Source organism: Arthrobacter sp. BE255 (assembly GCF_031457335.1).
Taxonomy (GTDB): Bacteria; Actinomycetota; Actinomycetes; order Actinomycetales; family Micrococcaceae; genus Arthrobacter.
Window position 1 is genome coordinate 23587 of record NZ_JAVDWK010000011.1, and the last position, 13091, is coordinate 36677.

The following is a 13091-nucleotide window of genomic DNA, read 5'->3' on the forward strand; positions in this document are numbered from 1 at the left end:
GATTTCTGGCGGCCAGGCGGCCTTGCGGCGCGACGGCGTGACTTGTTCAGCCCAGTTTATCGCCGCTGCAGCCCGGCGTTGAATTGTGACCGAATCTCAGCCTTGGGGTGGACCCCGGACGCAACACTGCGGGCGTACGCTCAGATAGTCAGTATGCATGCAAAGACTTGGGGGACAGGTGCGCAGGAAATGGCAATAGAAGAGGATCCAGCCGGAGGTCCGGCACTGCCGGAACAGCTGCCGGAGGGTGGCATCACGGCCACCGGCGTGAGCCGGAAGTTCGGGCAGGTCCACGCCGTCGAGCACATGGACTTCCACGCGCCGGCAGGCAAGGTGACCGCACTGATCGGACCCAACGGGGCCGGAAAAACCACGTTGCTGCTGATGTTGGCATCCCTGCTGGCGCCGGACTCCGGCACCGTCAGCGTGGGTGGCCTTGACCCGCAGCACAACCGTGCAGCGGTGCGCGGCAGGATCGGCTGGATGCCTGACACGCTGGGCGTGTGGGAGTCCCTGACGGCGCGCGAGATCCTGACGCAGATGGCACGCTTCTACCGCCTTCCCGCTGCCGGGATTGGCCCGCGGGTTGCGGAGATGCTGGGCCGGGTCCGGCTGTCCGACCTCGCCGACCAGCCCGCCCGCGTGCTGTCCCGCGGCCAGCAGCAGCGGCTCAGCCTGGCCCGCGCCCTCATCCACGATCCGTCCGTGCTGCTCCTCGATGAACCTGCGTCCGGCCTCGATCCGGGGTCCCGGGTGGAGCTGCGGACCATGCTGCGCGAGCTGGCGAAGGAGGGGAAGGCCGTGGTGGTCTCCTCGCACGTCCTGAGCGAACTGGATGAAATCGCCGACGGTGCCGTCTTCGTTAACAAGGGCCGCACCGTCAGGCAGCAGACCACGGAAGAAGCCCACGCCGCCGGCCGGCGGTACGCCATCTCAGCCACGGACGGAGCCGCGCTCGCCGCGAAACTCACAGAATTGGGTCTGGCCTTCCGGCACGAGGACGGGCGCCGTCCGGCGGTGAGCCTGATGCTGTTCAACGACGACGACGCCGCGCGGCTCCTGCGGGACCTCGTCCTCGCCGGCGTCCCGGTCAGCTCCTTCGCGCCCGCCTCGGGTGCCCTGGAAGAGACTTACATGAACCTCGAGGGGGAGCGGCGATGAGCCAGGCGACGGACACACAGCAGCACACCGCCGGCTCCGGCGGTCCGGTCGGCTATGCCGCCGGAATCAAGGACGTGGTGGTCCTTGAACTGAAGCAGCGCCTCCGGTCACGCGGCTGGTACATCATGCTGGCCATCTGGTTCCTCCTCACCGGTTTGGTGACGTGGCTGACATGGGCCAGCTGGAACGCCTCGCAGGCGGCGCAGCGTGCCTACTCAGACTTCACGCCGGCGCAAACGGGCCCGGGGTCCATGATCTTTGAAGTGGTCCTGGCCTTCGTCCTGCTGTTCGCGCTGCTGGTGGCTCCGGCACTGTCCGCCAACGCTGTGAACGGTGACCGCGCAGGAGGAACCCTGGCCATCCTGCAGGTGACGCTGCTGCAGCCCGGCCAGATTCTTTGGGGCAAGTTCTTTGCCGCGTGGTTCGCGGCCCTGGCCTTCCTCGTTGCCAGCACACCGTTCCTGGTCATCGGCGTGGCGCTCGGTGGCATGACACCCGGGCACGTCATCGTTGCGCTGCTCATGCTTGCCGTGGAGGTTGGGGTCGTCTGCGCCGTGGGCGTCGGGATTTCAGCGCTGGCCGGACGGCCGTTGTTCTCCATCGTGGTCACGTACCTTGCGGTCGCGGGACTGGTGATCGGCACCCTCATCGCATTCGGGCTGGGCACGGGCCTCACCCAGGGAACCATCATGGCCAACCAGCCGAACTACCGCGAATACCAGCCGCTCAGCAACGGGCCGGTGGAACCGGAATACACCTGCTCCGGGCCGCTGCGGGAGCAGCCGGCCGCCCGTACCGAGCGGGTGGCCTGGTTCCTGGCCATGAACCCGTACGTTGTGGTGGCCGACGCCATTCCCTATCCCGAACGGACGGATCCGCAGGGCTTTACGTCGGTGGGGGCGATCGAGAACATCAGCCAGGGTGCGCGGTACGCCATGGCAGGTCCGGAAGGCACGTTCCCGTGCGCCAACGGTGAGGCAAAGCCCCGGTACCTGGCCCAGGAAGCGCCGCTGTGGCCGCTGGGACTTGGCCTGCAGCTGGTGCTTGCCGGGCTGCTCATGTGGCTGGGCTGGCGTTCGCTGCGCACACCGGCGCACAGGCTGGCGTCGGGAACCCGCATAGCCTAGTTGCTCCTCTGGACAGGCCCTGCCCGGGGGATCAGGATGGGATGAACCGGCGAATCCGCTGGTGACCTCGGGGCTGGGGCTGTCCATTGAGCGGGGGTTTGAACTGTGGCCGAAGGCGAACGCCAGGACGAGGGCCGGCGCGGCGACGACCCCGTTTACGAGGCCATCGGTCCCGGCTGGAACAGCGGAACGCAGGAAATGCAGGATGACGCCGGCTGGGCGCCCCGGCCGGGCGGCCCATCGCGGGTTGCACTCGCCGCGGCGGCGGGGGATTTGCTGGCATCCGTCCGGACCCTGCGGTTCTGGCTTGTGGCAGCGGCCGTGCCGCTGGCAACTTGCCTTTTCGCGGTGGCCCTGGTTGGGGTGGCCGCGCCTTACGAAATGCAACCGGAAGAGGCCCGGTGGTTGGGCTATATGCTCGCTGCTGCCATGATGCCCGCATCCTCGGCACTCCTTGCCATACATTGGGGGCTTCTGGGACGCCGGCAGCTGGCCGCGCGCAATCCGCCGGCGGGCCTGGACCCAGGCCCGCTGGCCCCTTTCCTTGCCGTGGCCGCACGTGGGCTTGTGGTGGCTGTGACAACACTGATCCTGCTGGTGCTCCAGGCCGGCCTTGCGGGGGTGTCGGCTGGCAGCACTGCAGGTGCTTCCGCGGGCGTCGTCGTCCTGGAGTTCGCCATCTTTGGGGCTGTCGGCGCGGGCGTGTCCGCGCTGCTCCGCCGCCGATTGTGGGCGTCCATAGTCGGCTGGACCGTGGCCGGAGTCCTTGTGCTGGGGAATGCCGTGGCAGTCTGGGCCTTGATGCCTGCGGTGCGGGCGGACGAGCCCGTGGCTGTTGCCATGAACGTCGTCTGGGGGCCCGGCCATACCCGGGTTGCCTACGAGTGCTCGACCGAACTCGTGGGCCGCGCCGAGGTTTTTCACACGGAACGGATTGTGTGGCTGGTGGCAGCGAACCCTGTGGTGATGTTCGGGATGCTGGCCTCCGGCGGGGATGCCGGCGAGGAGGCCCTCGGCTGGATGCCCGGTGCCCTCCAGGAAGCTGCGGACGGCACCCAGGTTCCCTGTGTCAACGCCGAGCCACGCACGAGGGACGCCGTCCGGATGCCGTTGGAAGTGATCGGGTTGGCAACACAGGGTGTCCTGGCGGGCGGGTTCCTTGCCGGCGGACAGCTGGCCGCCCGGCGGAGGTCCGGTTCAGGCGGGTGAGTGGCGCGGACTGTCCAGGTGGAACATCAGCATGGGGTAGCCCTTGCCGGCTGTGTCCTGGTCCGTCGGGACCGCCGGGTCCTGCGTGAAACCCAGGCTCCGGAGGAGCTTGATGGAGGCAGTGTTCGGTTCGTAGGCCCGCGCCACAACGGTACTGATCCCGCGCTCCGCGAACAGCCAGTTGACCAGGGCCGCGGCGGCCTCGCGGCCGTATCCGCGGTGATGGTGATCGGGATGCAGGATATAGCCCAACGCGGCGTGCTGGAACGGATGCTTTCCGGGCGAAAGGACACCTGAGGCGTCCAGAACCGTGCTGTTCCATGTTCTGGCGTCTCCGACGATTTCTCCTGACGACCGCAGGGTAATAGCCCAGCCGTAATTGAACCATTGGCTCGTGGATGCCGCGCGCAGGGCCACCACCTCCTCCAGCCGTTCGCGGTTTGCGTCCACTGTGAGGGGACCGTGGGACAGGTAGCGCGTGGATGCAGGGTCGCCCCGGAAGCGGTGGATGGCAGCCGCATCACGGATGTCGACCGGACGCAGCGTGAGCCGCTCGGTGACCAGCGGGAGGATCTCTGCCGGGTTCATGGCCTGCCTGATCCCTAGGTAAGTGCGTTGCGGCGGCCCTCGAAGGCGCGCCCCAATGTGACCTCGTCCGCGTATTCCAGGTCTCCGCCGACGGGCAGTCCGGAGGCGAGGCGGGTGACCACAATGCCAATCGACTTCAGCATCCGCGCCAGGTACGTTGCCGTTGCCTCGCCTTCCAGGTTGGGGTCGGTGGCGATGATGACTTCCTGGATGGCGCCGTCGTTCAGCCGGGTGAGCAGCTCCCTGATCCGCAGTTGCTCAGGGCCAACCCCTGCAATCGGATTGATGGCCCCGCCCAGCACGTGGTAGCGGCCGCGGAAGGACCGGGTACGTTCCACCGCCAGGACGTCCTTGGACTCTTCCACCACGCAGATCACGGAAGGATCCCGCCGGGTGTCCCGGCAGATGTTGCAGAGCTCCTGCTCGGTCACGTTGCCGCAGACGGTGCAGAACTTCACGCGCTCCTTCACCGAGGTGATGGCGTCCACCAGGCGTTTCATGTCCTGCGGGTCGGCTTCAAGGATGTGGAACGCCAGCCGCTGCGCGGACTTCGGACCCACACCGGGAAGGCGTCCGAGCTCATCAATCAGCTCCTGGACCGCACCTTCGTACACGTTTCCCTCTTTAGCTTGGCTTGGATGATGGGCGAATCAGTGGTTCCCGCCGCCGCGTGGCGGCACGCGGTGCGGCGATTAGTAGCGGGGCGGCAGCGGGCTGCCATCCAGGGAGCGCTCCTCGATGAGCTTTCCGCCCAGAATACGCTCGATGGCGGCGCGCCCGAAGACGCCCGATTCCTCGATGGTCTCGTCATCCGCGCTGGGGATGTCCTGCACGTCCGGCACGGCTGCAGCGACAGCCCGGGACGGTGCCTTGGCCCGCCCGGCCTCTGCCTCCGGACTGTTGGACAGCCGCTGGTAGAGGCTTTGCCGGGCTGCCGCGGCCTCGGGGGAGGTTGCGGGAGACGGCTGCGGAGGCGCGGCCTGCGGGGCCGACGCGGCCATGGCATATTCCCTCACCGGTGCCGCCACAGGTTCAGGCGAGGGGCTTTCCGGGGCGGACGGCCTCCCAAAATCACCTGGCCCAGGCGAGGGAGGGGTAGTTACGGGGCCAGCCACTGGAAGTCCCCAAGGGTCCACAGATTCCGGCGACTCCGGGGCAGCCGCGGGCTGCGTGGCCGCAGGCTGGGAAACTGCAGGAACCTGGGGAACTTCAGGAGCCTGGGGAACCTGCGCCGTCGCGGGTTCGTAGTGCGGAGCGGAGGCTGCAGTGGCAGACGTACTGTCCGGCTCGGACGGAGCCTGGCCTTTCCCGATGTTGGTCTCAGTGCCGACGACCCACACGCCCGGTGCCTGCTCCACGGCGCGGGTCCACGGATCATGCGGGGCCGCTTGCGCGGTCGCAGTGATGCCGCCGGCCGCCGCGCCCGCCTTTTTGGTTTTGGGGGCACGCTTTCCGGCCGGCAGGTCACTGCCCCCGGAGCCTGGGGCAGCTGCCGCGGCTGCCGGCGTGCGCCGCGGTTCCGCCGGGGCGGAGGGGTCCCAGTCCATGGGAGGTTCCTCCTCCAGCGGCGGGGCATCCTCGTCGCGGGGCGGGCCCCAATCGTCGTCGGAGTAAGCGTAGGTGCCGGCTGTGTCGGCCTCCTGCACTGGCGACGCGGCGGGAACCGGGCCGGGCGCCTGAACCGACGACTGAGCGGGCGCTGGGGACGCGGCCTGGGCAGATGCCGGGGCGGGTGCTTTGTGAGCTTCGGCGGGCCCAGCAGACTGGGGCGTCGAAGCAGGGGCCGTCGGCGCAGGAGCCGCTGGTGCCGGTACCGCCGGAGCATGCGCTGTGGGCGCCTGGACAGCGGGTGCCGCGGCCGCGAGCGGGGCGGCGGTGTCCTGTGTGGTGTCGGTGCTGTGGTGTGTGGGGCTGGTGCCTGCGGGGGCGAGCCCCCAGGCGACGTCGGCGGACGTCGGCGGGGCTACCCGGCTAGCGGGTGCTTTTGGGTTTGGCTCAGAGCTCGCTGGGCTGTTGTTCCCACTGTTGCTGCCCCCGGCGACGGCCGTGATCTGGCAGTCGATGCCCACTGTTTTGTGGATCGCCTGCCGCAGGTTTTCCGAGTGGTCGGCACGGCCGAAGGCTCCAGCCAGTCCGGACGTGCTGAAGGCGAGGGTGAGTCCCTGGCCGTCGAAAGCTGCAACCTGGGCGTTGGGCTCCACCAGCGCCCACGTGCTGCGCTTGATCTTGGACAGCGTCTGCAGGATTTCCGGCCACGCGCGGCGAAGAACTTCGACGTCGCCGCCGGGTCCTGCAGCGGCCGCGGGGACTGCGGGGGCTGCGGGCACAGCCACCCTGCGGTCTTCCGGAACAGGCGCGGCGGCCGGCGACTCCTGCACGGGAGCCGCCTGTGCCGGCGAAGCCTGTGACGGTGATTCGTGTGCGGGGGATTCCTGCGCCGGGGCCCGGCGCAGGTCGGCGGCAGGGCCGACCCCAGCTCCGGCGGTGGTCCGGCCGCCGGCGGGCTCGTCCACCGGCCAGTCGCTGGTGCTGACCCGGGGTGCGGTCAGGGGTTGGCGGGCTTCGGCTGGCTGCGGCTGCTGAATCTGCTCCCGCGGCGGTGCTTCCTGCGAAGCGGGGGCGGCCGGCGTGGCTTCCGCTGCCCGGGCGGCCGCTGGTGCGGGCGTCTGAGGTGCAGCGGGTGCGGGCGTCTGAGGTGCAGCGGCCGCCGGCGGCTGCACCACGGCAGGTGCCGTTGGTTCTGGGGCGCTTCGCTCTGGAGCAGTTCCTGCAACCGGCACGCTGGAACCCGCGGGGGCGGGAGCGCCGACGTCGTTCCCGGCGTAGTTCAGGCGCCGCTCCACGCGGTCGATCCGGGCGGCGATGCCGCGCTCGGTCTGTTCGGAACTGGGGAGCAGGATGCGCGCGCACAGCAGTTCGAGGTGGAGCCGCGGGGACGTGGCGCCGGTCATTTCGGTCAGGGCTGTGTTGGTGACATCCGCGGCGCGGGAGAGTTCAGCGGCGCCCAGGTTGTGCGCCTGGTTCTGGAGGCGTGCAATCTGGTCCGCGGGCATGCCGCGCAGGATGGTCTGGGCGCTTTCGGGCATGGCCTGGACAATGATGAGGTCGCGGAAGCGCTCCAGCAGGTCCTCGACAAAGCGGCGGGGATCGTGGCCGGTCTGGATGACGCGGTCCACGGCACGGAAGACGGTGGCGGCGTCGGAGGCGGCCACGGCCTCGACGACGTCGTCCAGCAAGGACGCATGCGTGTAGCCCAGCAGGGCGACGGCGAGCTCGTAGTCCAGGCCGTTCTGCCCGGCTCCGGCCATCAGCTGGTCCAGCACGGACAGGGAGTCGCGGACCGAGCCCGCACCCGCGCGGATCACCAGGGACAGGACACCCGGGGCAACCGGCACGTTCTCCTGCCGGCACAGCAGTCCCAGGTACGCCATGAGCGGCTCCGGCGGGACCAGCCGGAACGGGTAGTGGTGCGTGCGGGAACGGATGGTGCCAATGACTTTGTCCGGTTCCGTGGTGGCGAAGATGAACTTGATGTGTTCCGGCGGCTCTTCCACGATCTTGAGCAGGGCGTTGAAGCCCGCCGAGGTGACCATGTGGGCCTCGTCGATGATGAAGATCTTGTAGCGGTCGCGGACCGGAGCGTACGTTGCGCGCTCGCGGAGGTCGCGGGCGTCGTCCACGCCGCCGTGGCTGGCGGCGTCGATCTCAATGACGTCCAGGGAGCCGGAGCCGCCGCGGGCCAGTTCAATGCAGCTGGGGCAGGCGCCGCAGGGTGTGTCGGTGGGGCCCTGCGCACAGTTGAGGCAGCGGGCGAGGATGCGGGCTGATGTGGTCTTGCCGCAGCCGCGGGGGCCGGAGAAGAGATAGGCGTGGTTGACCCGGTTTTTCCGCAGGGCCGTCATCAGCGGCTCGGTGACATGTTCCTGCCCGATAACGTCTGCGAAGGAATCCGGACGGTATCTGCGGTAAAGGGCGGTTGTAACAGTCACAGAGAAAACCCTACCAATCCGGGCTGACAGTCTGCCGCCCTGTGGGGGAATAGTAAAGACCCCCCATGCACCCGCCAGAGCCCGTCTACCCTTGCTACCTTCCGGTCCTGGGGGAGTTCAACAGGATGACGCCACATGAGGGGCCGCAGATAAGTTTACCCGAAGATTTGAGGTGGTTGGCACGCGGGGGTGGCCGCCCCGGCGCCCCCGCTGGTTTACCCGCGCCAGCCGTCCACCGGCCAGCTCATGAACGCGGGCTCCTCATAGGGGTGGGCGGCGCGCAAGGCCAGCACTACGGCGTCCAGCAGATCCTCCCCGACCAAGCATTCGATCCTGTCCTCGGCCACCTCGGTGGCCCGGTTCACGTCCCCGATGAAGGGAGCCGCCCCGTCCAGCGGAGTGAAGCGCCCGGTTCCGGCTGTGACGAAGGAGCAGTGCGAATAGTTGCCGATCCGGCCGGCCCCGGCGTCGCCGATGGCGGCGAGGACTGCCTGCGTGTGGGTCCGGGGAACGTAGGCCACCAGTGTGTGCAGCTGTGTCATGGCTTCATCGTCCCAAAGCCGCCGGATTAAGCGGGAGGTAACGGGGGCGCTTTTCATTGCTAATCCGGCGGGCAGGCCTGATCATGGGTATGTACACCGATTGGGGCAATCTCAAGGTTGTGAGCTGCAGGGCCTGGCTGGAGGGCCGGACCCGGCAGCTCAACGGTGTTCCGTAGGAATGGACGCATTGGGGGCGTCCATTTTGACGTTAACGGCGCCCTCCTGGGCCCAATTGGGCGTTGCTGAAAAGTTCAGGTAGTCTAGTATCTGCTTTTGATTCAGAAGCAGCTGGAGAATTCGCCTAGCGGCCTATGGCGCACGCCTGGAACGCGTGTTGGGTTAACGCCCTCGGGGGTTCAAATCCCCCATTCTCCGCCAGCCAGAAACCCGGTCCTGACCTTGTCAGGGCCGGGTTTTTGCATTCCATCCGGTCACAACGGGGTATGCCCAAGCCTGCGGAGCCGCTGCCGGGCAGCCTGCTCACTGGGTCCCGGGCCGCGGCCAAGAGCGAGATGCACGACGCCGAGAGTCACCCTCGTTGCCAGCCTCACCGGGAGGGGAAACGGGCCAAAACGCGGCACCTGGAGGCCCAGCATCCGGCGGTACTTCGGCTCGAGGCTGTAGACGGCGGCAGCGAACACGATCCGGTAGCCCGGGCGCAACAGCGGGTGCAGCGGTGGGTTGCGGATAAATCCGACTGTCTCCGCGACCCTGCTGTCCGCCCGGAGTTCCCCGCTGCCGTACCAGAGGTCCAGCTGCCGGCGCATGTCGGCTTCGGTGAGCGGCGGATCCTGTACGCCCATCAGCAGCCCGGCCTGGGCCCACTCGCGGACGTAGGCGTCGGGGCCGCCGGGGATGGGGCCGCCCCAGATTTTATGGGCTGTGAGGAAGGCGTCCACGAAGGCCAGATGGACCCAGCGGACAGCCTCCGGATCATTGGCCGAGTACCTCCGTTCGGTGCCGTGGCCGTCACTGTAGCTTCCGCGGACGGGCTCGTGCAGCCGGCGAACCCGGGCGGAGGCTTCGTCGGCGTCGGCCTTTGACCCGTAGGTGACAGTGAAGATCCACCGGATGGTGCGCGCCAGGCGGCGGAGCGGATCCTCGCGGAAGTCGGAGTGTTCAAGGATTCCCGCCAGCGCAGCGGGGTGCAGCGCCTGCATCAGCAGCGCACGGATCCCGGCCACGATGGGTGTCATGGAACCGTGCACCGCCCAGACGGCCGAGCCTGGCAGGTGATAGCCGGCGTCGTTTCCCTCCGCCAACCGCGGCACCCAGGCGGGCAGCACATCGGGGCTCCCGGTGAACACGCGTTTGAGTTCGCCCTGCCATTCCCGGAGGAGATTGCGCATAAGACCATTGTTGCCCACGTCCGGCGTGCAGCGGACACCCCACGCAGATCCACATAATGTCCGCAGTGGTGCTGATCCGGGGTTCACAGGCCCCCGGCTTTGTGGTCCCATGGGAGGGTAAGTCCGTCCGAAGACCTGGGGTCTGACGGGCCAACCCGGGAGTCAACTAGTGGGCAATCATTGGGGAGCCGGCCGCGACAAGGAGCCCGCCGGCGCCTGCGCGGCAGCCGTTCGCGCACTGGCCGTGACCGGCGTTGCCGCCACGGCCTTTTTTGCCTTCGGATTACCCGGAACGTCCGTGCAGCCGGCCGCACCCGCGGCACCTGCCGGGAGCGTCAGCCTTCCCGGCCTCGCCGGTGGCTTCCTGACGGACAGCCGGGCGCTGGTCCCGTTCAGCCGGACCATCGTCACCAGCGTCGCCAAGGACGGGCACGCCCAGCTCAACGTCGCCTCCGCCGAGCTTAAGCGCCCCCCGGAAGGGTCATTGATGGCGCCCCTGGAAGTGCTGAGGCCAAGCTCGCCGTTCGGATACCGGGTCAGCCCCCTCTCCGGCGCTGCAGGGGACTTCCACCTCGGCCAGGACTATGCCGCGGCCTGTGGCACCAGGGTGTATTCGGCCGACGCCGGCGTGGTGCGGGCCGCCGGCTGGCACCCGTGGGGCGGCGGGAACCGGGTGGAAATCGACCACGGCAACGGCCTGATCACAACGTACAACCACTTGGAGGCCATCGCCGTCCGGGCGGGGGACGCCGTGCAGGTGGGCCAGGTCATCGCCCGGGTGGGCACCACCGGCTGGTCCACCGGCTGCCACCTGCATTTCGAAACCATCCTCCACGGCAAGCACACCAGCCCCCTGAACTGGACGCTCCTCGCCATCCGCCAGGTGGACGAGCTGAAGGACCTGGTGATGGTCAGCTACGACGGCAGGGCCCCGGATGCGTCAGCGGCGCAGCGCTGGGCCATCCCGGTGGCCGCAGACAACAGCCACACCGTACTGAACGGCGAAGCCGAACTGTCCCAAGCGCCGGAGCCTGTTGTCCCATCTCCCAGTCAACGGGCAGACCAGACCGGCGGGCCGTCGTCGGACCCCACAGCATCCCCGACCGCGACACCGACGGCATCCCCGACAGCGAGTTCGACGGCGTCGCCCTCACCGACGTCCGCGTCGCCCACCGCAACACCCTCGCCGACGGGCACCCCAACGGCTGAACCCACGACGGCGTCACCGACCCCCACGCCGACGCAAACGACCACGTCACCGACGCCCACCGGGACCTCACCCACGCCGACGGCGACAGCACCGCCGTCCCCATCGCCCACCCCGTCGCCGTCCCTGACAACCACCGCGGTGCCCGAGTCGCCGCCACCTGTCACCGAATCCACGACGGCAACACCCACGGCAACAGCCACGGCGACGGAGCCAGCGCCGACGGCGACTGAGCCCACGCCCGAAGGACTGACAGACAACTCCCAGACTGCACCCGTACCCTTGATGGTTGGCAACGAATCACCTGCATGACCAACCTTTCAAGGACGGCGCTGTGACCAACCTGTACACCATCCCGCTCACGCTCAACGACGGCACCGAAACCGACTTCGGCCGGTTCAGCGGAGACGTGGTGTTGGTGGTGAACGTGGCGTCGAACTGCGGGTTCACGCCCCAGTACACCGGACTGGAGACGTTGTACGAGAAGTTCCGGGAGCGGGGCTTTGAAGTCCTTGGAGTGCCGTGCAACCAGTTCGCCGGCCAGGAACCCGGCAGCGACAGCGAGATCGCCGAATTTTGCGAGCGCAATTTCGGCGTGACCTTCCCGCTCACGGTCAAGGCCAATGTGCGGGGCAAGGACCAGCATCCGCTGTATGCGGAGCTGACCAAGTTCAAGACCGGGGTGCTGCCGGGGCTCGTGAAATGGAACTTCGAGAAGTTCCTCGTGAACCGCGCGGGTGAGGTGGTGGCACGCTTCGCCCCCACCGTCGAACCCGACTCCGCAGAAGTCATCGATGCCATCGAATCGGCGTTGGCGGCGGCTGCCGGGCCAGCCGGTCAAATTGGGTTTTCCGGCGAGTAAAAAACTTTTACCTTTTTCCAACTTGGCCGCGGCAATTTACCCAAAATTTGCCAATCATCTGGTTTGATAAAGGTTACTGAAGGGTAGAAGGGAAACGCCGTTTCCCACCGACCAACAGAGGCAGCAATGGAGCACATCGAGGCCGAACACCCCCGGCCACGCCACTTCCTTCTCCACCTGAGCGATCCCCACATGATGGGGGGTCCAGATCCCCTTTATGGCGCTGTAGACAGCGAAGCCAGGCTCATCCAGCTTTTCGACGAAGTCAGGGCGTCCGGGGCCAGGCCCGAGGCCGTGATCTTCACGGGTGACCTCGCCGACCAGGGAGATCCCGACGCCTACGCAAAATTGCGGGCCATCGTGGAACCTGCCTGCGAAGACATGGGCGCCAAAGTCATCTGGGCCATGGGCAATCACGACAACCGTGCCAACTTTCGGGCCGGACTCCTCGACGAGCCCGCCAATGACGCCCCCGTGGACCGCAGCTACTTCATCAATGGCCTGCGCGTGATCACCATGGACACCTCCGTTCCGGGGTACCACCACGGCGAACTGAGCCAGGCGCAGCTTGAATGGCTGGCCAGGGAGCTGGAAACTCCTGCTCCCGACGGCACCATCCTTGCGCTACACCACCCGCCGGTCCCGTCCGTCCTGGACCTGGCAGTGCTTGTGGAACTCCGCGACCAGGCCAAACTGGAGGCCGTTGTCCGCAACTCGGATGTCCGGACGATCCTCGCCGGGCACCTGCACTACTCAACCACCGCAAGTTTCGGCGGAATTCCGGTCTCCGTGGCGTCCGCGACCTGCTACACCCAGGACCTCAACGTGGCCGTCGGCGGTACCCGTGGCCGCGACGGCGGCCAGGCATTCAACCTGGTCCACGTCTACGAGCACACCATTGTCCACTCCGTTGTCCCGCTGGGCAGCGCACCCACAGTCGGGGAGTACGTGGCACCTGAGGAGACCGCAGAGCGGCTCGCCGCTGCAGGCATCCGGATCCCCGAGAAGGCCAAGACCGTGGCAGCCGCCAAACTCGGCCAGGGGTCCAGGATCTAGC

The 13091-nt window shown here is 67.8% G+C and carries 11 protein-coding genes, 1 tRNA gene and 1 other RNA gene; 7 read left to right on the forward strand and 6 right to left on the reverse strand.

Annotated features, from left to right (window positions below):
* The first annotated feature begins 189 nt into the window (after positions 1–189).
* From J2X42_RS17270 to J2X42_RS17280, 3 genes are all read left to right on the forward strand, one after another.
* Positions 190–1161 (forward strand): ABC transporter ATP-binding protein, encoded by a 972-nt coding sequence (locus tag J2X42_RS17270; RefSeq protein ID WP_310167066.1) that lies wholly within the window; start codon positions 190–192, stop codon positions 1159–1161.
* Entirely contained in the window at positions 1158–2288 is a 1131-nt protein-coding gene (locus J2X42_RS17275) for an ABC transporter permease subunit (RefSeq protein ID WP_310167067.1), read from the forward strand. The genes J2X42_RS17270 and J2X42_RS17275 overlap by 4 nt, the downstream gene beginning before the upstream one ends.
* A gap of 105 nt (positions 2289–2393) precedes the next feature.
* Positions 2394–3497 carry a hypothetical protein gene (locus tag J2X42_RS17280; RefSeq protein ID WP_310167068.1) on the forward strand — a complete coding sequence of 368 codons (1104 nt, stop codon included), beginning with the start codon at positions 2394–2396 and terminating at the stop codon, positions 3495–3497.
* Here J2X42_RS17280 and J2X42_RS17285 read toward each other — a convergent pair.
* The 5 genes from J2X42_RS17285 to J2X42_RS17305 all read right to left on the reverse strand — a co-directional run bounded on the left by J2X42_RS17285 (position 3486) and on the right by J2X42_RS17305 (position 8616).
* Positions 3486–4085 (reverse strand): GNAT family N-acetyltransferase, encoded by a 600-nt coding sequence (locus tag J2X42_RS17285; RefSeq protein WP_310167069.1) that lies wholly within the window; start codon positions 4083–4085, stop codon positions 3486–3488. The two genes, J2X42_RS17280 and J2X42_RS17285, sit on opposite strands and share 12 nt — an antisense overlap.
* A gap of 14 nt (positions 4086–4099) precedes the next feature.
* Entirely contained in the window at positions 4100–4699 is a 600-nt protein-coding gene (gene recR, locus J2X42_RS17290; RefSeq protein ID WP_310167070.1) for a recombination mediator RecR, read from the reverse strand.
* 78 nt (positions 4700–4777) lie between these two features.
* Positions 4778–8074 (reverse strand): DNA polymerase III subunit gamma and tau, encoded by a 3297-nt coding sequence (locus J2X42_RS17295; protein WP_310167071.1) that lies wholly within the window; start codon positions 8072–8074, stop codon positions 4778–4780.
* Positions 8075–8125: 51 nt separating this feature from the next.
* Positions 8126–8222: signal recognition particle sRNA small type (gene ffs, locus J2X42_RS17300), an RNA gene on the reverse strand.
* A 67-nt stretch (positions 8223–8289) separates the two neighbouring features.
* A complete protein-coding gene (locus tag J2X42_RS17305; RefSeq protein ID WP_310167072.1) occupies positions 8290–8616 on the reverse strand; it encodes a hypothetical protein in 327 nt (108 codons plus the stop codon).
* A 290-nt stretch (positions 8617–8906) separates the two neighbouring features.
* On the opposite strand from J2X42_RS17305, the gene J2X42_RS17310 reads away from it, so the two are divergent.
* Positions 8907–8994: transfer RNA gene (locus J2X42_RS17310), tRNA-Ser, on the forward strand.
* Between the two features lie 53 nt (positions 8995–9047).
* Here J2X42_RS17310 and J2X42_RS17315 read toward each other — a convergent pair.
* Positions 9048–9965 carry an oxygenase MpaB family protein gene (locus tag J2X42_RS17315; protein ID WP_310167073.1) on the reverse strand — a complete coding sequence of 306 codons (918 nt, stop codon included), beginning with the start codon at positions 9963–9965 and terminating at the stop codon, positions 9048–9050.
* A 169-nt stretch (positions 9966–10134) separates the two neighbouring features.
* Here J2X42_RS17315 and J2X42_RS17320 point away from each other — a divergent pair, with 169 nt between their 5' ends.
* The 3 genes from J2X42_RS17320 to J2X42_RS17330 all read left to right on the forward strand — a co-directional run bounded on the left by J2X42_RS17320 (position 10135) and on the right by J2X42_RS17330 (position 13090).
* Positions 10135–11484 (forward strand): M23 family metallopeptidase, encoded by a 1350-nt coding sequence (locus J2X42_RS17320; protein ID WP_310167074.1) that lies wholly within the window; start codon positions 10135–10137, stop codon positions 11482–11484.
* Between the two features lie 22 nt (positions 11485–11506).
* Complete coding sequence (locus J2X42_RS17325) at positions 11507–12034, forward strand: glutathione peroxidase (protein WP_310167075.1); 528 nt, start codon at positions 11507–11509, stop codon at positions 12032–12034.
* Between the two features lie 126 nt (positions 12035–12160).
* The gene (locus J2X42_RS17330) at positions 12161–13090 is read left to right on the forward strand and encodes a phosphodiesterase (RefSeq protein ID WP_310167076.1); all 930 of its coding nucleotides are present in this window, start codon (positions 12161–12163) and stop codon (positions 13088–13090) included.
* Position 13091: the final 1 nt, after the last annotated feature.